The following is a 26,653-nucleotide window of genomic DNA, read 5'->3' as shown; positions in this document are numbered from 1 at the left end:
AAACTTTGTTTAGAGTTTAGAATTCAATATCTATAATATTTAGATTTTTATAATGAAAAAGATATTAATCTTTATTTTGAATTTAGAAAAATAAAGATTTAGTTCACTAATTTATATAAGAAACTAAGGCTGTCAGAGTTAATAAAAATGGGATAAAATTTAAAAGCTTCGATATTATCGAAGCTTTTAAAATAAAAACAAAAGTTTTTTAATATTTAATAATCATTTTTTTGCTGTCAATTTTTTTGTTACCAACAAAAAGAGTATAATTATAAGTTCCAGAGGCTAATCCTTTAGTGTTGACATTTAATTCTTTCTCACCTGTTTCAGTTAATTCAACAGAATCAATAATTTTACCTGTCATATCACTAAATACAATGGCTCCTTTTTCACTATCTAAAGGTAAAAAATATTTAATAACAGATGTATTGTTAAATGGATTTGGAATATTTTGATATAATTTTGGCCTAGAGTTTTTATTTTCGTCATGACTTGGACTAGCAAGAATTCCTCCACAAGCGCAAGCTTCAATAATATCTAAACGATTTAAAATGTCATTAATTTGTGCTTGTTGATTTGTGTTTTCAGTTTGTAAAGCACTTAAAATTGGTGATAAATCAACATTTACTGATGTTCCATTTTCAATTTCAATTGTTAATGTGTTCCCTGATAATGTTGCTGAAGTTAAGTTTTGAGAATCAGTATTTACATAAAGAGATAAGTCTACAGAAGTAGCGTCATTAGTTAAACTTAAAATATTTCCTGTTAGAGCTAAATCTTGTGAATCTGTCCCAGCTAAAGAAGATAAATCTACAGTGTTAGTTCCACCAGAAATACTTAAAGTAGAACCTGATAATGTTAATTCTTGGCTATCAGTATTGTCTAAATAACCACTTAAATCTACAGAAGTAGCGTCATTAGTTAAACTTAAATTATTACCTGTTAAAGTTAAATCTTGTGAATCTGTCCCAGCTAAAGAAGATAAATCTACAGTGTTAGTTCCACCAGAAATACTTAAAGTAGAACCTGATAATGTTAATTCTTGGCTATCAGTATTGTCTAAATAACCACTTAAATCTACAGAAGTAGCGTCATTAGTTAAACTTAAATTATTACCTGTTAAAGTTAAATCTTGTGAATCTGTCCCAGCTAAAGAAGATAAATCTACAGTGTTAGTCCCACCAGAAATACTTAAAGTAGAACCTGATAATGCTAATTCTTGGCTATCAGTATTGTCTAAATAACCACTTAAATCTACAGAAGTAGCATCGTTAGTTAAACTTAAATCATTACCTGTTAAAGTTAAATCTTGTGAATCTGTTCCAGCTAAAGAAGATAAATCTACAGTATTAGTCCCACCAGAAATACTTAAAGTAGAACCTGATAATGCTAATTCTTGGCTATCAGTATTGTCTAAATAACCACTTAAATCTACAGAAGTAGCATCGTTAGTTAAACTTAAATCATTACCTGTTAAAGTCAGGTCTTGCTCATCAGTATTATCCAAATAAGAAGATAAATCAACAATGTTAGTTCCACCAGAAATGCTTAAAATATTACTTGCATTAATAGCTAATTCCTGAGTGTCTGTATTTTTAGCACTTGACCATTCTGATCCATTCCACACATAAAGTACATCATCATTTGTATCATAGACAATTAATCCTTTATCAGTAGCTGTTAATCCACTTCCTAAAGTTGTTCTTAGAGCGTTAGTTAATCGATTTACTTGTAAACCTTTATTAGTGTCTGCTAAATCTAAAGAAGCATTTGGATTTGGTGTATTTGTACCAATACCAACACTTAATGGATTAGTCGCACCACCTAAAACCATTGTATTATCATTAACTGCTGTTGCAGCATTACCAATAGCAACTGAATTATTTCCTTCTACATTTGCTGAATGACCAATAGCAATATTGTTTAGTGGATCTAAAGTACTAGTGTCTGTTGAAGAAGCTCCATAACCAATAACAATTGCACCATCATTTTGTGCAATAGAATTAGAACCTATTGCTATGGCTTGAGTATTATCAACATCAACTAAGTTTCCTATTCCAATACTATAAGATTGCGAATTATTTACTTGATAACCAATACCTACAGAATAATCTGCATTGGCATTCATATTAGTTTGATATCCCATTCCAATAGCTCCAGTACCTCTTAGATCCATATCGTTTCCAATACTAACAGAATATTGACCGCTATTATAGATACTATACCCCATCATTATGACATCATTTTGTGCAACGGTATTATAGGCTCCTATAAAAGTATTTCTACTTCTCACAGTGTTGTTAAAATCAGAAAATGCCCCCATACCTACGTTGTCTTCTCCTTCTCTGTTAGAGTATCCCGTAGCTCTACCTACATAGGTATTACGGTTTGCATTACTGGTGCTGTTTGTTCTGTTGTTATCCCAACCTGCTTCAGCTCCAATAAATGTATTGTTATCTGCATATTCAGTTGCTACTCCAGATGCAGCTCCCACAAAGGTGTTATAAATACCAGTACCAACATCTATTCCGGAAGAATCTCCTAATGCTGTATTGTGATGTCCTGTGTCGATGTCACTTAATGATTCACTTCCTACCCCAACATTTCTAAACCCAGTCCCATTAGTAGCAGCAAATCCATATCCTCCAGCTTCATTTCCAACAAATACATTCTTATAACCCGTTACAATTTTACTTCCAGAATCTTCACCTATGAAAGTGTTTTCATATCCAGTTGTATTGCTTACTCCTGATTCTTCCCCTATAAAAGTGTTGTCATAGCCCGTTGTGTTGCTTTCCCCTGATTCAGCTCCAAAGAATGTATTATCTCCTCCAGTTGTGTTTAGTCTTCCAGATTCCATTCCTACAAAAGTATTGTCAAAACCAGTAGTGTTAGTATAACCAGCCAAATAACCTATAGCTACAGTTTCACTGGTCGTATTATTTTTCCCCGCAGCATAGCCAAGAAACACGGTATAGCTTCCTGAAGTAAGTGTAGAACCAGTACTGTCTCCATACATAGTGTTATAGTCTCCAGTAGTAATGCTTACTCCAGAACCTGTTCCTTGAGATTCGTTTAATGTTTGAGACTGAGTTAAATTTAAAGTAAACAGTCCAACAAAAAGTGAAAAGAGTAATGTTTTTCTCATTTTTTTTTGTTTTAGTTTTAACAAACTTAATAAATTCATAATAATAAAAAACAATTTTAGTGTTTTAAATTAAGTTTTAATTGATAAAGCGCCATTTTTTTACAATAAAATCTATTATATTGCACTATTCGAAATATGTCTATTTATCATGAAAAAAATTGAGAAAGTAATTGAAGCAGTACTTTTTATTTTCGTATTTACGATTTACACTTTTTCAACATCAAAAACTATTACTTTTTGGGATAGTGCTGAGTTTATAACGAGTAATTATCATTTACAAAGTACCCATCCACCAGGAGCTCCATTTTATACTTTATTTTGCAATTTTATATTGCTTTTTTTTCCAGCAAATTATGCTACAATTATTAGTAATTTAATATCTTCATTCTTTGGAACACTAACAGTAATAATTTTATATAAGATTGTTAATTTTATAGTTTCAAAAATATTGGAAGATAGCACTATTAAGTACAAACTCGTATTATGTGTTCTATGCGGATTGTCAAGTGCTTTAACATTGGCATTTTCTACAACTTTTTGGACAATTGCAACAGAAACTGAGGTTTATACAATGTCTACTTTTTTATTATTGGTTTCTTTTTACATTATTCTTTTGTGGAATGAATCTAAAGATATTTTACAATCTAGAAGACTTATGCTATTGTTTATTTTTCTCTTAGGAATTTCTGTTGGAGTACATTTAATTAATTTATCTATTATAATTCCTTTGTCTGTTTTGTATATTCACAAAAAAGAGAATTTAAACTGGAAATATATAACTCTAGCTTTATTTTCAAGTACAATATTCTTCTTAGTAATTTATTTATTTGGCATTCAAGGGTTTTTAAAAATTGCTTCCTTTATAGACATACAACTGGTAAATCATTATAATTTGCCCGTTAATTTAGGTATGTTTGTATTAATTGGTTTCTTTTTGACTGGTGTTTTCTATACTATTTTCAAAACTAAGAGAAGCGGAAATATTAAATTATATCATTTCACTTTAGGCATTCTTTTTTTTGCTATTGGATCGAGTTCTTACTTAATGCCTATTTTAAGAAATAATTTAAAGACACCATTTTCAAATCAAATTGTAACAAGCAATCAATTATTAAAATATGTGAAAGCAAAGCAATTTGGTGTGGATAATATTCCATTAGTAAAAGGAACAATTTTTAACGCTCCTCTAGACAAAAATCAACCTTTTCTTAATGATGAACCCACTATTTCTTATAATAATGAAACAAAAAAATATGATATAACAGATGACGGAAAATATAGTAAAATAAATTATGCTAATGAATTTGATATGTTTTTTCCAAGAATGTACAGTCAGAAGCCAATTAGCGCTAAAGGTTACACAAGCTGGATAAATATTAAGGGGGGAAAAATAACCTACCCAGTTCAAGGGAAGAATGTAGATTTACTAAAACCAACATTTTTCGAAAATTTACAGTTTTTCAAAAAATATCAGATAGACTGGATGTATTTGCGTTATTTAAATTGGAATTTCATTGGAAAACAAAATAATAATAAAGGAACTGGAGAAGTTTTTAATGGAAACTGGGTTAGTGGTTTTAATAATATTGATAAAAATAGAATAGGAGAACAATCAATAATTCCTGAAAGATTTAAAAAAGATATTAGTTATAATACCTACTATTTTTTACCTTTTATTTTAGGTTTAATTGGAATTTGGTCATTAAGAAAGCATCGTGTCTATTTAATAACGTCTATAATTTTCTTTTTGACTTTTGGAATAGGAATTACTATTTATTTGAATCCATTACCAGAAAGTATTTTAATAAGAGAACGTGATTATATTTTTCTGGGTTCATTTATTATTTTTTCACTTTGGATAGGATTGTCATTTATAACACTATATAATTGGTTAAATAAAATAACTTCCAATAAAGTTAGAATTGGAATTGTAGCAATTTTAGTTTTTAGTTTATCTCCTATTCAGTTATTGGCTAAAAATTGGGATGATCATCAAAGAAGTGATGAAACTTTTGCTTATGATTTAGGTAAAATGTATTTAGACTCTTGTCCAAAAAATGCTATCTTAATTACAAATGGAGATAATTTTACTTTTCCATTGTGGTATTTACAAGAAGTTGAAAATTATAGAACGGATATAAGAGTAATTAATTATGACCAACTTAATTTAGAATCTTACATTGATAAATTGAAGTATAAAAGCTTGAATTCAGAATCGGTTTCATTTACTTTTTTAAAAAAGAATTATATTGAAGGAAGCCCAAAATTATTTCCGCTTAGAAAAGAAACAAAAGAATCAGCCGACCTACAATTAGTATTTGAATTTTTAAATAATGAAAAAACAAAAATAAATTGGAACGGGAAATTTCAACACTATATTCCAACAGATATTTTTAAAATAAATGTTGATTCTTCAAAAATGGAATATAATTTATTCCATCCAAAAACAGTAAATGCAAATTATATACCTTCTATAAATTGGAAATACACAAAAGATTTCTATGCATTAAATGATTTGGTTTTGATGGATATAATCCAAAACAACATCCACAAAAAACCCATTTGTTTCGCTATAAATGGTAAAAAAGAGCATTATTTAGGACTGCAAGATTTTATGATTCAGAATGGATTTATTGAGATTTTATTTCCAATGATAAGAATGGATAAAAACTTAAACCCTAAAATTGTCAATATTGAGAAAATGTATCCTATATTAATGAAAGAAACAGCTTTTAAGGAATTGAACAATAAGATTACAAGTATCACTTTTGAAAATAAAGAATATATACAATCCATTGTTAGAAGAAATTTCTACTTTTTGGCACAAGCTTTAATTGAAGAAGGAGATAAAGAAAAAGCGAGACAGGTTTTAAATAGATGTATGCATTTATTTTCAAATGAGACTGTTCCTTTTAAACAATTTGCTTTTGCATTGGGCAAGTTATACTATAGAATTGGAGATAAACAAAAGGGTGATTTTGTTTGTTTAAAAGCAATGGATAATATAAAAGAAGAGTTGAATTGGGTTAGTTCTTTCAATACAAACAATCCCATAATCAATAAACAAAAAACTTCTCAATTAAAAGAAATGTATGAGGAAATGATTAATCAACTAAGTAAATACAATAATAAGGAAGCAAATTTTAGAAAAGCAGAAAATAATATTCGATAAAATAATTTCAATTATATGTTGAAGAATTTTAATTAGACCTTTTTAAAAAGGCTAAAAGAACGTTTTTTAATTCTGCTTTATTTTCAAAATGACTCATATGACCATCATTGAAAGTAACTAATTCTACATTCGTATTCTTAACTTGAGATATATTTTCAATATAATTTAGAACAGGATCTTTTTTACCTAAAATAAGCATTTTAGGATAAGAAGTAGTATGTAATAGTATTTCTCGATCTTTTCTTATTTTCATTCCTTCTTGAGCAGCAATAATCCCTTGTAAAGAAGTTTTTAAAGCTTCTTTTTTAGCCCATTCAATTTCATTTGTCAATTTTGTTCTGTTTTCTTCGCTAAATAAATTGGCAATTGACATACTAATGGCATTTTTGCAATTCTGTTTTACAGCTAAAATAGCTCTTTCCCTATTTTCCTTTCGTTCCACACTATCTTCTTTTGCTGTAGAATTCATTAAAACCAATCCTTTTATGATTTTAGGATATAATTCAGCAAAAGCCAAAGCAACATAACCACCCATTGAATGGCCAACCAAAATTACTTCTTCAACATTTAATACTTGAATTACATGATATACTGCATCAGCCATGTCTTCCATAGTATGTAAATAACTTAAACATTCTGTTTTACCATGACCTAATAAATCGATACAAACTAAACGTCTTTCAATATTTATCTCAGGAACTAAACTGCTCCACATCTTGCTATTTTCTAGAAAACCATGTAAAAAGACAACCGTCTTTCCTTTTCCTGAATCTGTATAATGAATTTTAATATTTTTGTATGTAGTGAATTTCATGAGTGCAAAAATAGAATTTAGTGACTAATGAAAGAACTTATTTCTTATAAATAGTTAATTTTGAAAAAAAGATTTTTATGCTTGATGAATCTCCAAAACGATTTGATCGAATAATCTCAATTCTAATCCAGTTACAATCCAAGCGAATTGTAAAGGCTCAAGAATTAGCCGATCGTTTTGAGGTAAGTTTGCGCACTATTTATAGAGATATTCGCTCACTAGAAGCTTCTGGAGTTCCAATATATAGTGAAGCAGGAATTGGTTATTCTTTGGTTGATGGTTATCGTTTACCACCTGTAATGTTTACTCGTGAGGAAGCAAGTAGCTTCATAGCTTCTGAGAAATTAATGCAAACATTCATTGATAAAGAATTAGGCAAGCATCATGCTTCAGCCATTTTTAAAATAAAATCGGTTTTAAAAAACTCAGATAAAGATTGGCTTTCGTCTATTGAATCCAAAGTAATTATTCAACAGCCATCTGAAAAATTATTTAATGAGAATGTTCCAGATGCAATGAATATTCTTTTTAAAAGTATTGCAGATAAAACCCAAGTAAAATTACTTTATCAAGCTTTTGATGCTGAAGAAAGTTTAGAAAGAATTATTGAACCAGTAGGCATTTTTCATGATAATAATAATTGGTACATTTTTGGTTTTTGTCATTTACGAAATGATTACAGACAATTTAGGGCGGACAGAATTCAAGGTATTCAAAAAACAGATTTTCCATTTTTGAAGGAACATAATCCTTTGGAAACATATCTTAACAAAGAAAAAGAATGTCCCACAACAAAGGTGATCATTTTGGTAGAAAAAAAGATCTCTAAATTTCTCGCTAGTGAAAAGAAATATCATGGTTTTGTATCACAAAAGAAAATAGGTGATAAAATTGAAATGACTTTTTTAAGTAGAGATATAGAAAATAGCTTTTCAAGATGGTTATTAATGTTTGCCGATTATGCTACAATTATTGAACCACAAAGATTAAAAGATAGAATGCTTGAAATGTTGGAATCATATAAGATTAATCTCTTAAAATAAAACCCAAAAATAGAATCTACTTTTGGGTTTACTCAATTGCATTTTTTTATTGCTATTAATTTAAGATGCTATTTTTTTGATTTAACAACGGCTAGATTACTTATTAATTTCCATTGATTATCAGTATCTAAAACTAATGAATTATAAGAAATAAAATAGTTTTCTGCACTTTCTAATGAAAGTTTTACATGAGCAATTGTTTCAAAATCATCAATACTTTCAATTTTCATTTCTCTTGGTAATCCACCAAAAACACCTTCTCTAATGTTAGCTATATACTGTTCTTTATCAATAATTGTAACACCAGATGTTCCCATAAAACCATTACTAGTAACTCTAAAACTAGAATGTAAAACATTCTCTAAAAGATTTATATCGCTATTATCTCCGCCTCTAACAAAATTTGTTATGGCTAATTCAATTTTCTCTCTTTTTGTCATCTTTTTCTTTTAAATACTTATAGCTCTAAATAAATTATTCTCTTGTCCAGAAAAAAGGTGGTTCAATTCCTAAAGCGCGAAGGTAAACATAACCTTGACCACGGTGATGGATTTCGTTGTCAATAAAATAAAAAATATTTTCAATGATAGGAAATTCATATTGACCAAAAAGATTAAAAGTCTTCTCAAAATCTTCAACAGGAATTTGTTTAAAATAAAGATTGATTTCTTCCGTTGCTTCATCCCATTTTTGCAAATACTGTGCTTTTGTTGTAAGTGTTTCTGTTGCTTCTTCAGAATATGGTTGAGCATCACGATTTACAATTCCTTTTAAAGCAGGAACAGCAATGGATAATAATTCTGAAGCTAATTTAGAAAAAGGTCGCATTCCTCCTATTGAAAACTCAAAAAAATCTTTTTCAGGAAAAGCTTCAATTACATGTCTTGTCAATGCTCGATGTCCTTGCCAATGTTTTAATAATTGCTCTGGACTAATCACTTGAGGTGCTGTTGTAGTGTTCATAATGTATGTTTTATTTGATTATGACACAAAGATAAAACGGCAATGTGACAACAGTTTGTCAGTAGGTTTTTAAAAAAAAATAAATATCTTTGATTCATAAAATTATCCACAATATGTTCACTATCCAACAAATTAAAGAAGCACATGAAAAAGTAAAGAGCGGTGCTGATTTCCCAAAATACATGCAAGATATCATTGCATTTGGTGTGACTTCTTTTGAAACTTTTGTATTTGATAATCATACCAATTATTATGGTGAAAATAATTTTAAAATCACTTCGGAAGGTTTTTTAGAAACACTGAAAATTGCAGATAAAAATAACATCGAACAATTTAAATCAGATTTAAAATTACATCAACATGGTAAAACAGATTATATTACCTTTTTAAATGATTGCGCAAAATCAGGAGTAGAAAAATGGATAGTAGTTATGGACAAAATGACTTGTAGCTATTATGACAAAATAGGAAATATAATGCTTGTTGAAGTTATTCCAACTATTTAGTTACAAACTAAATCTTTTTATTAAAAAACTTGTTTTGAAATCCAAAACTTTTGAATCTAAACAAATTTGCAAAAGTTTACAAAAAAACGACCCACAATTGTGAGTCGTTTTTTTAACTAATCACTAATTCTTAATTATTGTTATTATTTATTTTTCATATCTTAAATTTTATGACTTGTATAAATTTCTAAAAAGCATATCTATCAAATAATTCATCTGATTTAACAACGACTTCTTTTATTTTTTTGCCACAAAAATTATACACAATAAGTTTTCCAAATTCTTTATTTGTTAGACAAATAACCTCATGAATTTCTTTATTAATAAGTACTAATCTATGAAATTTTCGGAAAGAATAGATATCACCGCTTTGAGAAGATTTCATCTTAATTTTCATTAAAATATTTCCATTTTCTCTACTATTTCATCAATTCTTTTAACTCTTTTATGATTGGTATTTCTAAAAAAGAAATATTTATGTTTTATTTTGAATTCTGTTTTAATTGTAAGTATTTTTCCATCACAGTTAGGATTACTATTATTACCACTCACCTTTTGGACAGAAATTACTACTACAACGATACAAAATATTATTTTTAAAGAGTTAATCATTTTGTTTTTATATGAAAGAGTATAAATGTAATAAAAAAAACGACCCACAAAGGTGAGTCGCTATTTTAAAAAGCTAATCACTAAGTACTAGCGACTAATTACTCTTTTAACTATTCATTATTGATTCTATCTCCTCAACTTCAATAGGAATATTTCGCATTAAATTGAAAGGTACTCCACTATTTTGAATGACTACATCATCTTCTAAACGAATACCAAAACCTTCTTTTGGAATGTAAATACCTGGTTCTACTGTGAAGACCATATTCGCTTGCATTGGTTCATATAGTAAACCATAATCATGAGTATCTAATCCCATGTGGTGAGATGTTCCGTGCATAAAATACTTTTTATAAGCTGGCCAATCTGGGTTTTCATTTTGCACATCCGCTTTGTCTAATAATCCTAAACCTAATAATTCAGAAGTCATTAATTTACCCACTTCTACATGATATTGTTTCCAAAGAGTTCCTGGAACTAACATTTTAGTAGCTTCATTCTTTACTTTCAAAACGGCATTATAAACAGCTTTTTGTCTATCATTAAATTTTCCAGAAACAGGAATAGTTCTGGTCATATCACTTGAATAATTAGCGTATTCTGCACCAACATCAAGCAATAACAAATCACCCGCATGACATTGTTGGTTGTTTTCTATATAATGTAAAACATTAGCATTATTTCCAGAAGCAATAATCGGTGTGTAAGCAAAACCTTTAGAACGATTTCTTAAAAATTCGTGAGCAAATTCTGCTTCAATTTCATATTCCATTACATTTGGTTTCACAAAATTTAAAATTCTTCTGAATCCTTTTTCAGTAATATCACACGCTTTTTGAATTAAATCTAATTCTTCACTTTCCTTAACCGAACGAATACGTTGCAAAATAGGATTGGACTTTTCTACTTTATGTGCTGGATATTCATTTTTCCACCATTTTATAAAACGCGCTTCACGAGTTTCCGTTTCTATTGAAGCTCTATAATGCTCATTTGTATTAATGTACATCGTTTCAGTATATGCCATCACTTCTTTTAACGTCTTATGAAAATCTTGCAACCAAATCACCGACTTAATTCCTGAAACTTCAAAAGCTCTATCTTTAGTTAGTTTTTCACCTTCCCAAATAGCAATATGTTCGTTGGTTTCTTTTAGAAATAAAATTTCTTTCAAATGTTCATAAGGAGCATCTGGAAAAAGCAACAAGATACTTTCTTCTTGATCTACTCCACTTAAATAAAAGATATCTCTATGTTGTGCAAAAGGTAAGGTACTATCAGCAGAAACTGGATAAATATCGTTTGAATTGAAAACCGCAACACTATTTGGCTTCATTTGAGAAACAAACTTTTTACGATTTTTTATAAATAAGTCTTTGTCTATTTGATGATATTTCATTTGTATTTGTATTTGATGCTCAAAGTTAAAAAGATAAATGCTAAAAGCTGTTAAATTGAAAATAAAAATTTTGAGAAGCTTTATAAAATGAGTAATTTTCAGCAAAATTCTATTTCATGAAATCTAAAATTACGCTTCTGTTTTTGGTTTTCCAAAATTTCCTTTGGTCACAAACTAATGATTTTTCCGCTATGAAATTTCAAAGTATTGGCCCAACTATCATGAGTGGTCGTGTTGTAGATATAGCTGTTAATCCAGAAAATCCAACCGAATTTTATGTTGCTTATGCTTCAGGTGGACTTTGGCATACCAATAATAACGGAACTTCTTTTGAACCAATAATGGATAATGCTCCAACATTAAATTGTGGTTCAGTAACTGTAGATTGGAAAACAGAAACAATTTGGATTGGAACTGGTGAAGTAAATTCATCTCGTTCTTCTTACGCTGGAATAGGTGTTTTAAAATCTACAAATAAAGGCAAAACTTGGGAAAATATTGGGCTACAAGATAGTCATCATATTAGTAGAATTTGGGTTAACCCAAAAAATAACGACGAAATTATAGTCGCATCTTTGGGTCATTTATATACTCCTAACGAAGAAAGAGGTGTTTTTAAAACAACTGATGGTGGAAAAACTTGGAAAAAAACCTTGTTTATAAACCAAGACACAGGAATTATAGATTTATCAGTAGCTTCAGATAATCCATCTATTATGTATGCTGCTGCTTGGGAACGTGAACGTAAAGCATGGAATTTTAAAGGAAACGGCAAAGATTCAGGAATTTATAAAAGTGAAGATGGAGGAAACACATGGAAACTAATTTCTACTTCTGAAAGTGGTTTCCCAAATAATGAAGGTGTTGGAAGAATAGGTTTAGCAACTTTTAACAAAGACATTTTATATGCAATAGTTGATAATCAAAACAACAGACCATCTGAAGAAACGACTAAAAAAACAAAATTACCTCAACCAGAAATGTTTAGTGCTCCTGGGGAAGTATTCCTTCAAAAATCAAACAAAGAAATTAATGCATATTTAAAAAAACATGGATTAAGAGAAAAATACAGAGCAGAAACTATAAAAAACTGGATTAAAAATGGAGATTTACAACCGATAGAGGTAAAAAAGATATTACAAGATGCCAATAAAGCTCTTTTTGAAACCGAAGTAATTGGTTGTGAAATTTACAAATCAATTGATGGTGGAAAATCGTGGAAAAGAACGCACGAGCAATTCATTGATGATATGTATTATAGTTATGGGTATTATTTTGGTATTATTTCAGTAAATCCTAATGATGAAAATAAAATTTATATGGGTGGGGTTCCTTTACTTTACTCTGAAGATGGTGGAAAAACAATAGTAAATATTGATAAAAAAAATGTACATGCTGATCATCATGTTACTTGGATAAATCCAAAAAATCCAAATCATATAATTAATGGAAATGATGGTGGAATTAATATTAGTTATGACAATGGAGCGCATTGGATAAAATGTAATAATGAAGCTGTTGGTCAATTCTATGCTGTGAATGTTGACAATAACGAATCGTATAATGTTTATGGAGGCTTACAAGATAACGGCGTTTGGACAGCCAATAATAATTACTCCCATTCCGTTTCTTGGCAAGCAGAAGGAAAATATCCATACGAAAATATAATGGGCGGAGATGGAATGCAAGTACAAATTGATACTAGAAATTCGAACATTGTTTTTACAGGTTTTCAATTTGGGAATTATTACAGAATAGACAGAAGTAAAGACAAACAAGAATTCATTTCTCCAAAAGCAAAAAAATCTGAAGCTTCAGGAGAAAAGCCATTACGTTACAATTGGCAAACGCCTATTTTACTATCTTCTCATAATCAAGATATTTTATATATAGGTTCTAACTTTTTGCATCGTTCCATGAATCAAGGAAAAACATGGGAAATAATTTCACCAGATGTAACAAAAGGAGCTGTAGAAGGCAATGTTGCTTATGGTACAATTACAACTATTTCAGAAAGTACGCTTCAATTTGGGCTATTATATGTAGGTTCAGATGATGGATTTATTCATGTTTCTAAAGATGGAGGTGTTATCTGGGATAAAATTTCTGATAAATTACCACAAGACTTATGGGTTTCAAGAATAAAAGCTTCAACCCATAAAAAAGAAAGAGTATATATTACATTAAATGGCTACAGAAACGATGATTTTAAAACTTATGTGTATGTTTCAGAGGATTACGGAACTACTTGGCAAGACATTAGTGCTAATTTACCACAAAGTCCAGTTAATGTCATTCTAGAAGACCTTGAAAATGAAAACATTTTATTCATTGGAACAGATAATGGATTATTCATTTCCTTAGACAAAGGTAAAACTTGGGAAGATTTCTCATCTGAAATACCAAATGTTGCGGTTCATGATTTAGTTATTCAGGCAAAAGCCAAAGAGCTAATTGTAGGAACACATGGTCGTTCATTATATAAAGTTGGGATTGATAAATTACAAAAACTAACTTCAGAAATTACCAATAAGTCTTTATATATTTATGAAATTCCATCGATAAAAAAATCAGAACGATGGGGAAATAGTTGGAGTACTTGGGGAAAACCTTATGAACCTAAAGCGGAAATTTGGTTTTATTCCAATTCGAATGAAGAGATTACAATTTCTATTCAAAACGAAACTGGACTAGAGATTTTCTCCAAAAAAGTAACTGCAAAAAAAGGATTAAACCTAGTAGAATATGATTACACACTATCTGATAATGTAATTACCAAATGGAAGAAAAAAGACAAAAAAGCTACTTTTGAAAAAGCTAAAAACGGCAAGCAATATGTACTTCCAGCAAAATATTCCATTCATTTGACTAAAGGAGGTGAAGAGGTTTTTACTAATTTGGAGGTTTTGGAAACTGTAAACTAAAACTAGTACATGACAGTTTTAGGTTAATACTATTTTGAGCTCATTGTTATCAAAATAAATTATAAATTGGTCAAAACTTTTAAGAGGTAAGTTTATTTCGTTTTTGATTATTCTACTACCAATTTTGCAGTGTATAATTTTCTTGAATGTATTTTAATTATATATACTCCTTTTGCTAGATCTTGAGTAATTAAAGAGTATTTGTTATTATTTATATTATTGGTTTTATATAGTAATTCTCCTTGTAAATCAAATAATTCGATAGCATCTATGGGATAATCGCATTGTACAAATGTTTTATTATCATTCTTAGTTGGATTTGGATACATTTTTATACCCTCATCAATATTGAATTCTTCATTGTTTAATGGATTTATCATCTGAAAGGAAACACGATTTGAAACTTCGTTATAAGAATCATTAGTAAACATAACAATGAAATAATTACCTTCTGCTGTAGGCATATTTTCGGGTGTTATTGTAGCATTACCTTCTGCTATTCCATTAAAATATTGGTAACTTATTAAAGGATCTAGATTTGGATTATCACCTTCGTTATAGATACCTAACCAGTCTTTTACAATTCCTGGAGCATCTGTCCATGATGCGTTAATTTGTTCTCCTAAGTTATAAACTGGACTATCAATCCATAATTCTGTTACAATATCTCCAACTTTAAAGAATACTTTTTCTCCAATAGGATTATTACTATCTTGAATATAATATTGTGCATAATAATATCCTTTTGGTAAATTAGTAAATGTTTTTGTTCCATTTGTTGTAGTAACATATTGCCAAGAAGTGGAAGGTGCATCTCCTGCATTTATTCCCATTTTATAAATTCCTATCCAGTCATTCGTTAAATTAGGACCATTTGCAAAAGATATAATCACTTCTTCTCCTAAAGCGTATTCGTTTAAATTAGAAGTCAAAACAGGTATAGCTCCCACATAAAAATATACTCGGTCAGCGACTTCTGAATAACCATCATTTTCAAATACAGCCGCATAATAACGCCCACTTTGTGCTAAGCCTGTAGTGAAATTTATTGTTCCACTTCCTGTTCCGTTTGTATATTGCCAAATTTGTGATGCTGGTCCACCAGGTGTTTGACCATCTTTGTAAATACCAATCCAAGTATCATTTGCTGCTGGCACATTTACATAATTAACCAAAATAGCTTCATTGTTGGCATAAGTAAATGAGGTGCTATTTATAGTAATTTCTGGAGTTGCAACATTACTGTTAATAATATCAAATGTTACTACATCACTCCATTCAGACCATTCAAGGTTTCTATCTCTATAACGAAGTCTTGCATAATGTGTTCCGTTATCTAAAGCATTTGAAGGAATAGTAATTTTTGTAATATCGACACCTAAATTAACATTAACGGTTGAATCACTTTGGGTAGCATATTTTCCAAATAGATTTTCAAAATCTCGGTAATATTCTTTTTCAAGTGTATTAAAATCTTGAAAATTAGAAACCTGAAACTGAGTAGTATTTAGCAATTCATTTTCAGTAGTGGAAAAACTAGTTCCTTCTAATAAAAGTGGTAACTCAATAGGTTGTGTAAAGGTATTCGTTATCGAAGGTTTTGCAGGTGGAGTTTGATTTTTATAATGGTGAAACTCATCCATCAACTGATTATTTTTCCATTTAAAAACACTTCCAATAGAGTAACTTTCTACATCCATTTTCCCATTTACAACATCAATATCTACAATTTGATACATCCAATTGCTAATTGTTTTTTGTACATCTTCAAAATCTTGTTCTGTAGACATTGACCAATATTGATCCCATGCTGTTCCTCCTGATATTATTTGATAAACATTAGCGTTTTTAAGTTGACCTCTGTGATACAAATGATGATGTGCACCAATATGCATACTATATTTATCTGATGTAACTAAAAGCGGTACAGCGGTTTGTCTTACCCAATTGGAAATATCTCCAACATATTGTTCTGCTTGATAAGGACGATGGCTCAAGGAGAAAATCCAATCTACTGTTGGGTCAATTTCCGCAGCTGCAAGTACTTGTTGTAGCCAAGAATATTGAGCAGTTCCAGTATGCTCAGAACTCATACTAATAAACAAAACATTACCTGCTTGTTGTGCATAATAGTTTTCTGTATTTGATGAAATCCCTTGATAGGATAATTCACTCATGAAAAAGTGACTATAATAAGAATTCATGCCTAATGTTCCATAGGTTTCATGATTACCTACTGTTGTTTGGATAGGAATATTTCCTGAAAGTTCTCTGTTTTTCTTAAAATGAACATTTTCATAATGATCTAATGTTCCAACATCTACTTGATCTCCAACCATAAATGTCATTGCAATATTATCATCTGGAGTAAGAGTTGAACCCCATTTTTCTCTAATTTTTCTTTTTGCAGCGGAAACCAATGAATCATATCGCGGTTCATTTTTTAACTGATTATCACCCATGATTAAGAATCTAATATGACCATCAGCTGTTGCCGGTTCTCCAGGATTTGGAAGTGTTTTAAAAGAGTAAACATCAGAAACATTTGTTCCTGTTTTTATTTTGTAATAATACTTTGTATTAGCCGTTAAATTTGTCAGTTTAGCTGAATGATAATAGTAGTTTGCTGGATAGCCTGAATCTGTAAAAACATTTGTGTTTCCTGTTACCGTAACATTTAAGTTGGTTTCATCTAAACCATATTCAACTGTAGTTTCAGTATTAGTATCTGTTTTCCAACTTACATAAATAGAATTTGGAGTGACATTTTGAAGATAAGGATACAAGGTCTGTGACATTCCTGATAAGGAAATAAAAAACAAGAATAGAAGTAACTTTTTTTTCATAATGGTGTTGCTTTTTAGCTGAAGCAAAACTATATACAACACGCTTTTTTACTGTTTTTAAAAAGTTATATAATAATGAAGATTTGATTAGTTTATTGTTAGTATTGTTACCAACAAGTTAAATTTAAAAAAGAGGATAGTCTATTAAAATGCATTCAATTTTAGTAAAGAATCTTTAAATTCATTATTTGTTTTTTTTAAATCATTGGTTTTTCTATTTGTAGTTGTGCTTTCATTTCCGTCAAAACCTCATTCAAAATAGTATTTAATGAATCATTTTTTCTAGAAAGAAGATAAACTGATGTTTTTGGCATTTTTGGACTATCCCAAACTAATTGTATGCTTTTGCTTTCTAAAAACTCTTTAGCATTTATGCTCCATACTATAGAAAGTCCAGTGTTTTTCGATAATGCGTTCAGCATTTCATATTCAGATGGAATAATATAATTGGAAACCAGAGAGGGTCTTTTTTTATCAAAAACGTAGAGCCAAAATAGTTTTACATGTGGAATTCGAGCATCAAAATTATACCATTTTTGCTGGTTTAACCAATTCTCAACTGCAACTAAATTGTTGTTTTTGATTTCTCTTTTTACAGTTTCTAAATCCAAATCATTGCTCGCAATCATAATTTTATTGATTTGACCTAATTCTTTTTGAATGGTATCAAAAGTGTCAAACTTCTTGGTAACTATAGCAAAATCTATCTTTTTAGAATCGACTAATTGGAATAACTCATCATTTTCTCCATAAGTAAAATCTATAAAATCAAACTTTGAGAGTAACAATTTTCCAATACTAGAAAATAAATGTTTGGAGATACCAACTGAAACCAATTTATTCGAGTTAAAAGCTTTTTCTCTAAATCCGTTTTCAACATTTTCTAATCGATCTAGAGCTTCTATAATTAAATTATTGAGTAACTTGGCATATTCAGTAGGTTCTACTCCTTTAGACTTTCTATTGAATAGTTTATAACCTATGTGTGCTTCTAACATCGCTATTTGCTGACTTACTGCTGGCTGACTAATAAATAGTTCTTTGGCAGCATTTGAAAAATTACCGTTTTTATAAACCGATTTAAACGTTCGATACCATTCTAAGTTAACCATGATATAAATATATTTATTACAAACATAATTTAAATTGTTTTTACTAATATCATTTATATCGTAATTTTGATAGAAAATTAAAAAATCATGAAACGTATAGCACTAGCCTTATTAGTAATTTTGACTTTCAGTTGTAAAGAAAAAGAAAATACAACTGAACCAACAACTCAAACCGAAGAACAGACAACAAAAAAAGAAACTATGAAAAAAGTATTATTTGTATTGACTAGTCATGATAAACTAGGAGACACAGGAGAAAAAACAGGATTTTGGATTGAAGAGTTTGCAGCACCTTATTATGAATTAGCAGATAAAGGTGTGGAAATTACAATTGCTTCACCACTTGGGGGTCAACCACCTATTGATCCAAAAAGTGCTGATCCATCATCTGCCACTGAAGACACTAAACGATTTGACAACGATTCTGTTTTACAAGAAAAATTAAAAAATACAGTAAAATTAGCCGAGGTAAACCAAGCTGATTATGATGCTGTCTTTTATCCAGGTGGTCACGGTCCTTTATGGGATTTAGCTACTAATAACAATTCTAAAGAACTAATTGCTTCTTTTTATACAAATAACAAACCAGTTGCTTTCGTTTGTCATGCTCCAGGAGTATTAAAAGATGTAAAAGTAAACGGAGCGTATTTAGTAAAAGGGAAAAAAGTAACTGGTTTTACCAATGCAGAAGAAGAAGCTGTTGGGTTAACCAAAGTGGTTCCTTTCTTGTTAGAAGATGCTTTGCAAGCTAATGGAGCAATTTATAGTAAAGGAGAGAATTGGGCACCCTACGCAGTTGAAGATGGTTTATTAATTACTGGTCAAAATCCAGCTTCATCAAAATTAGTTGCTCAAAAATTATTAGACCAATTAAATAAATAAAAACATGTTAGATTTCGAATTATATAATCCCGTAAATTATGTCTTTGGCAAAGGACAAATAAAAAAACTTAAAGATTTAGTTCCAACTGATACCAAAGTGTTAATTGCTTATGGTGGTGGAAGTATTTTTAAAAATGGTGTTTATGAGCAAGTTAAAGTGGCCTTAGAAACACAATTTTCTAACAATAGTATTGTGGAATTTGGAGGAATAGAACCAAATCCACGTTATGAAACGTTAATGAAAGCAGTAGCAATTATTCGTAAAGAGAAAATCGGATTTATTCTAGCTGTTGGTGGTGGAAGTGTAATTGATGGTGTAAAGTTTATCTCGGCTGCAGTAAATTATGAAGGTGATGCGGCTGATATTTTAAGAAAACGTATTTTATTCAAGGATGTTTCCAAAGTAATTCCGTTTGGAACTGTTTTAACATTACCTGCAACAGGTTCAGAAATGAATTCGGGTGCTGTGGTTACTATTGAAGCTACACAAGAAAAATTAACTTTAGGCGGAAGCGCTTTATTTCCAGTTTTCTCTGTGGTTGACCCAACGGTTATTACTTCGTTACCCAAAAGACAATTACAAAATGGCGTGGTGGATGCTTTCACGCATGTAATGGAGCAATATTTAACATATCCACATGATGCAATGTTACAAGATAGAATTGCTGAAGGCATATTACAAACGTTAATTGAAATTGGTCCTGATGTAGTTGAAAACCCTAATGATTACAAATTAGCTTCAAATTTTGTATGGAGTGCTACTATGGCCTTAAATGGTTTAATCCAAAAAGGAGTTCCTTCTGATTGGGCAACGCACATGATTGGTCATGAATTAACTGCCTTGTACGAAATTGACCATGCTAGAACTTTAGCTATTATTGGTCCAAATTTGTATAGAGTGATGTTTGAAACTAAAAAAGATAAATTAGCTCAATATGGAAAACGTGTTTGGAATATTTCAGGTAATTCAACAGAAGAAATTGCAGAAAAAGCCATTGAAAAGACAGTTGAATTTTTTCACACTATGGGAATGAAAACTAAAATTTCTGAAAACACTATAAATTATGAAAAAACGGCAGATTTTATAGTAAATCGATTTGAAGAAAGAGGTTGGAAAGCTATGGGAGAAAGACAAAATATTACTCCAGATAAAGTAAGAACAATCGTAGAAATGAGTTATTAATTTTCCATATAGAACGTTTTTTAAGTTTAATTATAAACGGATGAGAGTAATTTCATCCGTTATTTTTTTGCATTAATTATAACTTTAATTTGTATTTTTATCTCTAAGTAAAAATAAATAAAACATAAAAAATACTCATAAATAAGTATTTTTAGTCAAATGCTAATTTTTATATTTGCTTTAAGCTTTTGATATTTTGGAAGTTACATTCTTTTAAAATTTAAGATGGATTTTAAAGAAAAACGCTTACTTATTATTAAAAACTATATTATTTAAAAATCTAAAAAATTAAACAAGTATGAACAACTCATTAAGTTTTGACAAAACATTAATGACTTCCCTTGAAACCAAAATTAAGGTTGAAAAATGGAAGGAATCATTAGATGCTTATAAAGCAGAACAATACAAAGACTCTTTTCTGAAACTTTTAGATTATATTGATTCCAATATCAGGAAACAATATTCAAATAGTGATGAAACTCATTTTAAAGTACCACATGGTTCTATTGAGGTAGAAATTGAAATTACTGATACTTTATTAAAAATTAAAGCTCCTTTTTTAAAAGTAGGCAACACACATAAGGTTCCTGTTTTTAGAAGGATTGCAGAAATTAATTTTTCTCCATTAAATTTAGCTCAAATAAGATATAATAATGATGAATTAGATTTCTATTTTGAAACTTCACTAAGTTTATGTGAACCTTATAAAATATACTATGTTTTAGAAGAAATTTGTCATAAAGCCGATAATTATGATGACGAACTTAAAGATGCATTTGATGTAGATTCTTTACATGAACCGAAAATAACCAACTATAACGAAGAAACTCTAGAAGAAATTTGGACAAGAATAAATACTTATATTGATGAAGCCTATGAATATTTTGAATATTTTGATAAAGAAAGATTAAGTTATTTTAATTGGGACATTATTAATATTACACTTAAAAAGATTGATTATTGTATGTCTCCGCAAGGAAAGCTAAGAACCGATATTGAAAGAGAAATTGTTAATTTAAGATCTCAAGATAATATTAATCTTCGTATTCAAAAAGGAAAACAATTCTTACAGTCTTTAAAGTCTATGGCTAAAGAACAAATGCTTCAAAATTTTTATATTGCCGAAACCTTTATTCCTATAAAAGCCAGAAGTGAGATTAATCATTTGAAAAAAAATCTTGAAAGTACTTTAAATGTAGCAAGTGAAGAAATGAATAAATCAGATAATATAGGAGCGACTTTTACATTGCTACTCAGTTTTTATGATATGTTATATTATAATATGGTTCCTAATGATGTTTATGAAAAAACACAGGATACGCTGGAACATGCTAGTAAAAAACCATGGGAAGAAGCTGCTTCCATATTATATAAAGGAATGGAGTCTATTGTAGATGAACAACCTCTACCATTTAAAACGGAAACTGTTAAAAAGAAAGGTTTCTTTTCAAATCTATTTAAATAAACAAGAAATATGCAAACTTTAGATAATCTTAAAAATGCCACATTTAAAATTCTTACTTCATCTTCAACTGGCAGTGGTTTTTACTTAAAAAATGAAGATGTACTAATTACAAATCACCATGTTGTAAAAGGATATAAAAAAGTAGCTGTAGAAGATAATAATCAAAATAGAATTATTGCTAATGTTATTATGATAAATCCTGACATTGATATTGCTATTCTTAAACCAGAACAACCCATTGATATTGAACATGCCTTTTCTATAAACTCTTCACTTGTAATAACCACCCGACAAAAAGTATATGTTTTAGGCTATCCTTTTGGAATGCCATTTACAATTACTGAAGGTATAGTTTCAAATCCAGAGCAACAAATGAATGGCAAACATTTTGTGCAAACTGATGCAGCAATTAATCCAGGAAATAGTGGAGGACCTTTAGTAACTGAAGAAGGTTTTTTAGTAGGTATAAACTCATCAAAATTCAATAATGCAGATAATATGGGATTTGCTATTCCTTTTAAAGAAGTTGCCTCTGCTATTGAAAGTATTAAATCAAACATTGATGGAAAATTCTCTTTACAATGTCATTCCTGTCATTCTCTAAGTTATGATCCTGTTGATTATTGTAATAATTGTGGGTGCCAATTGTCAAAAGATGAATTTATTGATGAAGAATTAGGAGAATTAAGCAACTTTATTGAAGATGCAATAGCTCAACTTGGGATTAATCCTGTTTTAACAAGAGCTGGTTATGAATATTGGAATTTTCATCAAGGCAGTTCGGAGATAAGAATATTTATATACAAAAGGGATTATTTATATATAACCTCACCTATTAATACTATTCCTAAAGAGAACCTACTTGATTTATATACTTATTTAATCTCTAGTAACCATTCCCCTTTTAAGCTAGGTATTTATCAAAATACTATTTTTATCTCTTATAGAGTTCATATGGCTGATATTTTCAAAGATGAAGACAGTAAAAATTATGTAAAAGAAAAATTAAAAGATTTAGCCTTGAAAGCTGATGAAATGGACGACTTTTTAGTCAATACTTATGGTTGCCCAATGACTACTTATTCTAAAAAAGATTTAAGAAGATAAATTAGGTTTTTATCTACCCATAAAAAGAAGATTGTTTATACTGTATTATGCTTATAGTAAATATAATACAGTATAAACGACTTTAAAAAATCAAAATTAAGAATAACAGAATCTCAAAAGAAAATTATTATCTTTAATAATGGTAAAAGCTCATCAAATAGGGCCATAAAAAACTATTACCTATTATTTTTTTTAGAAATTTTATTCACAAGAAGTAACAAAAGATTAGAAAAACATGGTATTTTCTAAATCCTGTTAAATTAAGCTAATTGCTCACAATATTTAATGGAGATTATCTTTTTTAAAACCTTTCGTAATTAACCAAAGCCCTAAAATAAGTTCAAATACTGCTATTGGCACATTCAATATTAAATATTGAAATGTAATTACTTCTATTAACTGAAATAAAAGTAAAACACTTGCAAAAATTGATACTATAGTACCTAATATACCCCAAACAGAGAGCCATTTAGGAATTAATCTTGATTTTAAAAACAATATATATAACATTAGATTTCCAATACCTAATGTTAAAACCATGAACACGTGATTGCTATAATCTCTTGTTATTTTAAGTACGTTTCCGAATGCTTCAAATATCATCTGACTTTCTGAAGTGTTCTTTATAAACTCTTGGCTTAAAGCCAAAATGGATAATAATATAATAGTGCCTATAATTAACAAAAGGCTTGCAACTATTCTGAAACTTAAAAACCCTAGAGCTAATCTTTCATTAAACTTCTTAATTATTGGATATAATAAGATTGCAAAACCTAAGTAAGTTAAGAACAAGATGAATTGAAATATAGAACTAATTAGAACTTGATTTGAGTTTGTAGCAGCTTCTGTTAAATAATGAGATGAATCAATTACTGTTGAAATACTAAATACACCAGCAATTATGCTAATAATGATTAGTACTCCTGCTCGTTTTATTTTGTTTTTTAATACCATCATAACCTCTTTTATTCTTTGTTTAAAATATTCATTTTCCCTCCTTGTGTGATGAGTAATTGCTGTTTCTCTACGTCAAATGCAATAACAATTCCCGCAGGCTCGTACTTAAACTCTCCTTTTGCAGTAGCCTGTAAGTTCATTTTAGAATCACCTGTTGCCTGCATATACAATTGTTTTGCAGATTTAGTAACCCTTAATTTCACTGGAAATGAATCACTAGAATAGACCCCGATATATTGATCTAATTCTTTAGATTTTGGTTCATAGATTCTAAAGTCTGGAATGTCATAATGTTTATTGAATAGGCTATTAACTATTGTTCCCTCAATTAAATTGGAACTGTAATTTTCACCATTGGAAGTAATCGCAAAGGCATAATTTTCATTGGGAAAATATCTTAAAATTGAAATAAACCCATCTATTTCACCATTATGACCAAAACTAATTTTATCGTAATATTTTATTTTGAAAAGTCCCATTCCAAATTTGTCTTGAATGGTTTTCATTTTGGCCACATTTTTTGCTGAAAGTAGCTTGTTGTTGAATAGTGCCTCGACAAAATGAATTAAATCGGTTGGTGTGGAAACAATACCACCAGCACCCATATCTATTGAAGGGTCTGTCTCGTCCGTTTTTTGCCATTGCTTATCAAACTTATAGGCATAACATTCGTTATTCTCTATATTTATTTTGCTTCCAAAAAACGTATTCTTTAAATTTAAAGGTACAGTTATTTCATCTTCTAAAATATTTGCGAATGGTTTTTCGTAAAGCTTTTCTAGAATATATGACAGCAATAAGTAGTTTGAATTACTATAGGCTGCTTTTTCATTGGGTTTAAAATCGCTACCGCCTTTACTAATAATTTCAAGCATTTCTTTTTCCGTTTTTGGTTGGGTATGATAGTTCAAAAATGCTTCTTTATTTTCTGTAAAACTATGAATACCACTTCTGTGATTGAGTAAACGAGAAATGGTGATTTTATTTGAATTTTCAATGCTTGGAAAATAGTGATTAATGGTTGTGTTAAGTGTGATTTTACCGTTTTCTATCGCTTTAAATATAAGTACTGCAGTAAAAACTTTGGAAACCGAACCAATTCTATATTTGGTATGTTTGTTTGATTTTTGTTTTGAATTAGTCTCTAAAAAACCAACTTGCTTATTGTAAATTATTTCGCCATCTTTTAAGATAGCTATGCTACCCATAAACTTATTGTTTGCTTCCAATGTATTGAAATAATTATCCAGTTTTTGGGCATCAATATTTTGGGCAAATCCAATTTGAGTTATTAGGTTTATAAAAAAAACCAACAAAAAAAGAATGGTTGTTTTTGGATATAATGATTTCATAAATAATAATTATTTTTACCTTTCAGTATGCGTTTATTTTTTAATGTTTCTATAATATAAATTCCAAGTTCCAGAATTAGCCTCTATAATATCAAGTAGTCCATCATTGTTTAAATCTCCAATAGTTATATGGTAAGTATCATCCTTTATATCTTCTCTTAATCCAATTTCTTTAAATTTCATATTTTCTTTACCCAAAAAGACATAATTTCTATCTTCTGAATTTCCTTCCACAATATCCAAATAACCATCTTTGTTTAGGTCGGCTACTTTTATTGAGGAAGTCATGCGTTCGCTCGAAAATTTAAAGTGTTTTCTAAAACTTAATGTTTCATCTCCAAAATAGATTATATTCTTTGCTCCTAAATTTCCAGTTACAATATCTAAAAAGCCATCCTTGTTAAAGTCGCCAATATCTATAGAACGTGTTTCGTCATTTTCACCACCAAACTCCAGAACCCTGTTAAATAACAGTTTTTCATCACCCAAATAGATTTTGTTTTTTCCTTGTCTTTCAGCGGTAATCAAATCCAGATATCCATCATTGTTGATATCCAACACAAGCGTTTGAATAGTTTGATCTGACTCATTTCCGAAATTGATAATCGTTTTGAAGTTGCCTTGACTATCATTTAAACAAATTTCATTTTTAGCTTTTCTGTTCGATATAATCAAATCAATATTACCATCATTATCTATATCGGCTATTTCAAGATTACGTGAAGGAGAAATGGCTCCAAAAGACGTCTCTTTTCCAAACTCATTATTGCCTGCACCGAAATACAGCTTATTTTTAATATTGTCATTTGCAACTGCAATGTCCATAAAGCCATCATTATTAAAATCGGCACTTTTAATAGCGTAGGAAGCATCTAGAAACCTACCTATTGGCAGTGCTTCTTTAAAATCTCCTTTTCCATCATTATAGTACAAGTAATTTTGTTCTGCCCAATGTCTACCGTTTGCAGTAAGCGCATCTAAATCCCCATCTTTATCAATGTCAACCAAAGTTATGGATGCCGTTCTATTGGATTGTGTACCAATGGAGAAAAAGCCATCTGCATTAAAAAATGATATTTCTTGAGAAAACCCAAGATTTATAAAAATGGTTAAGAAAAGTACAACTGCTGTTTTTTGATTTGATGATGTCATAATAAATGAGTTTTCC

General features: G+C 29.6%; 20 protein-coding genes. 8 read left to right on the top strand and 12 right to left on the bottom strand.

What is annotated here, in order from left to right:
* Window positions 1-208: 208 nt before the first annotated feature.
* A complete protein-coding gene (locus ACULEV_RS18635; RefSeq protein WP_445456559.1) occupies window positions 209-3,148 on the bottom strand; it encodes a T9SS type A sorting domain-containing protein in 2,940 nt (979 codons plus the stop codon).
* Between the two features lie 148 nt (window positions 3,149-3,296).
* On the opposite strand from ACULEV_RS18635, the gene ACULEV_RS18630 reads away from it, so the two are divergent.
* The gene (locus ACULEV_RS18630) at window positions 3,297-6,320 is read left to right on the top strand and encodes a glycosyltransferase family 117 protein (RefSeq protein ID WP_445456558.1); all 3,024 of its coding nucleotides are present in this window, start codon (window positions 3,297-3,299) and stop codon (window positions 6,318-6,320) included.
* 28 nt (window positions 6,321-6,348) lie between these two features.
* Here the strand turns inward: ACULEV_RS18630 and ACULEV_RS18625 are convergent, their stop codons facing one another.
* Window positions 6,349-7,134: an alpha/beta fold hydrolase gene (locus tag ACULEV_RS18625; RefSeq protein ID WP_445456557.1), complete on the bottom strand. Its 786-nt coding sequence runs from the start codon at window positions 7,132-7,134 to the stop codon at window positions 6,349-6,351.
* A 77-nt stretch (window positions 7,135-7,211) separates the two neighbouring features.
* Here ACULEV_RS18625 and ACULEV_RS18620 point away from each other — a divergent pair, with 77 nt between their 5' ends.
* Window positions 7,212-8,177, top strand: a complete 966-nt coding sequence (locus tag ACULEV_RS18620) for a helix-turn-helix transcriptional regulator (protein ID WP_445456556.1) — start codon at window positions 7,212-7,214, stop codon at window positions 8,175-8,177.
* Between the two features lie 68 nt (window positions 8,178-8,245).
* Here the strand turns inward: ACULEV_RS18620 and ACULEV_RS18615 are convergent, their stop codons facing one another.
* Window positions 8,246-8,617, bottom strand: coding sequence for a nuclear transport factor 2 family protein (locus tag ACULEV_RS18615; protein ID WP_445456555.1), 372 nt, complete (start codon window positions 8,615-8,617; stop codon window positions 8,246-8,248).
* A gap of 34 nt (window positions 8,618-8,651) precedes the next feature.
* Window positions 8,652-9,140, bottom strand: a complete 489-nt coding sequence (locus tag ACULEV_RS18610) for a DinB family protein (RefSeq protein ID WP_445456554.1) — start codon at window positions 9,138-9,140, stop codon at window positions 8,652-8,654.
* A gap of 113 nt (window positions 9,141-9,253) precedes the next feature.
* Between ACULEV_RS18610 and ACULEV_RS18605 the strand changes: the two genes are divergently transcribed.
* Window positions 9,254-9,646 (top strand): DUF1398 domain-containing protein, encoded by a 393-nt coding sequence (locus ACULEV_RS18605; protein WP_445456553.1) that lies wholly within the window; start codon window positions 9,254-9,256, stop codon window positions 9,644-9,646.
* A gap of 187 nt (window positions 9,647-9,833) precedes the next feature.
* Here ACULEV_RS18605 and ACULEV_RS18600 read toward each other — a convergent pair whose 3' ends face one another.
* The 3 genes from ACULEV_RS18600 to ACULEV_RS18590 form a co-directional block, all read right to left on the bottom strand.
* Window positions 9,834-10,031, bottom strand: a complete 198-nt coding sequence (locus ACULEV_RS18600; RefSeq protein WP_445456552.1) for a hypothetical protein — start codon at window positions 10,029-10,031, stop codon at window positions 9,834-9,836.
* 11 nt (window positions 10,032-10,042) lie between these two features.
* Window positions 10,043-10,258 carry a hypothetical protein gene (locus tag ACULEV_RS18595; RefSeq protein ID WP_445456551.1) on the bottom strand — a complete coding sequence of 72 codons (216 nt, stop codon included), beginning with the start codon at window positions 10,256-10,258 and terminating at the stop codon, window positions 10,043-10,045.
* A 106-nt stretch (window positions 10,259-10,364) separates the two neighbouring features.
* A complete protein-coding gene (locus ACULEV_RS18590; protein ID WP_445456550.1) occupies window positions 10,365-11,657 on the bottom strand; it encodes an aminopeptidase P family protein in 1,293 nt (430 codons plus the stop codon).
* Between the two features lie 116 nt (window positions 11,658-11,773).
* Between ACULEV_RS18590 and ACULEV_RS18585 the strand changes: the two genes are divergently transcribed.
* A complete protein-coding gene (locus ACULEV_RS18585; protein ID WP_445456549.1) occupies window positions 11,774-14,581 on the top strand; it encodes a VPS10 domain-containing protein in 2,808 nt (935 codons plus the stop codon).
* A gap of 107 nt (window positions 14,582-14,688) precedes the next feature.
* Here ACULEV_RS18585 and ACULEV_RS18580 read toward each other — a convergent pair whose 3' ends face one another.
* Together ACULEV_RS18580 and ACULEV_RS18575 are read right to left on the bottom strand one after the other, a co-directional pair.
* Window positions 14,689-17,427: a fibronectin type III domain-containing protein gene (locus ACULEV_RS18580; protein ID WP_445456548.1), complete on the bottom strand. Its 2,739-nt coding sequence runs from the start codon at window positions 17,425-17,427 to the stop codon at window positions 14,689-14,691.
* Window positions 17,428-17,624: 197 nt separating this feature from the next.
* Window positions 17,625-18,539, bottom strand: coding sequence for a LysR family transcriptional regulator (locus ACULEV_RS18575; protein ID WP_445456547.1), 915 nt, complete (start codon window positions 18,537-18,539; stop codon window positions 17,625-17,627).
* 87 nt (window positions 18,540-18,626) lie between these two features.
* Between ACULEV_RS18575 and ACULEV_RS18570 the strand changes: the two genes are divergently transcribed.
* The 4 genes from ACULEV_RS18570 to ACULEV_RS18555 all read left to right on the top strand — a co-directional run bounded on the left by ACULEV_RS18570 (window position 18,627) and on the right by ACULEV_RS18555 (window position 23,176).
* Window positions 18,627-19,421, top strand: a complete 795-nt coding sequence (locus ACULEV_RS18570; RefSeq protein WP_445456546.1) for a type 1 glutamine amidotransferase domain-containing protein — start codon at window positions 18,627-18,629, stop codon at window positions 19,419-19,421.
* A 4-nt stretch (window positions 19,422-19,425) separates the two neighbouring features.
* Window positions 19,426-20,604 carry an iron-containing alcohol dehydrogenase gene (locus tag ACULEV_RS18565; RefSeq protein WP_445456545.1) on the top strand — a complete coding sequence of 393 codons (1,179 nt, stop codon included), beginning with the start codon at window positions 19,426-19,428 and terminating at the stop codon, window positions 20,602-20,604.
* Window positions 20,605-20,902: 298 nt separating this feature from the next.
* Window positions 20,903-22,069, top strand: coding sequence for a hypothetical protein (locus tag ACULEV_RS18560; RefSeq protein ID WP_445456544.1), 1,167 nt, complete (start codon window positions 20,903-20,905; stop codon window positions 22,067-22,069).
* A gap of 9 nt (window positions 22,070-22,078) precedes the next feature.
* Window positions 22,079-23,176: a trypsin-like peptidase domain-containing protein gene (locus ACULEV_RS18555; protein ID WP_445456543.1), complete on the top strand. Its 1,098-nt coding sequence runs from the start codon at window positions 22,079-22,081 to the stop codon at window positions 23,174-23,176.
* Window positions 23,177-23,458: 282 nt separating this feature from the next.
* Here ACULEV_RS18555 and ACULEV_RS18550 read toward each other — a convergent pair whose 3' ends face one another.
* The 3 genes from ACULEV_RS18550 to ACULEV_RS18540 are packed head-to-tail and all read right to left on the bottom strand — an operon-like array spanning window position 23,459 to window position 26,637.
* A complete protein-coding gene (locus ACULEV_RS18550; RefSeq protein WP_445456542.1) occupies window positions 23,459-24,133 on the bottom strand; it encodes a DUF4386 domain-containing protein in 675 nt (224 codons plus the stop codon).
* A gap of 8 nt (window positions 24,134-24,141) precedes the next feature.
* Window positions 24,142-25,485, bottom strand: a complete 1,344-nt coding sequence (locus tag ACULEV_RS18545; RefSeq protein WP_445456541.1) for a serine hydrolase domain-containing protein — start codon at window positions 25,483-25,485, stop codon at window positions 24,142-24,144.
* A gap of 33 nt (window positions 25,486-25,518) precedes the next feature.
* A complete protein-coding gene (locus ACULEV_RS18540) occupies window positions 25,519-26,637 on the bottom strand; it encodes an FG-GAP repeat domain-containing protein (RefSeq protein WP_445456540.1) in 1,119 nt (372 codons plus the stop codon).
* Window positions 26,638-26,653: the final 16 nt, after the last annotated feature.

It is taken from the genome of Flavobacterium sp. HNIBRBA15423 (assembly GCF_052655965.1).
Note: the sequence above shows the minus strand (reverse complement) of the source record. Positions and strands in the feature narration are given on the sequence as shown.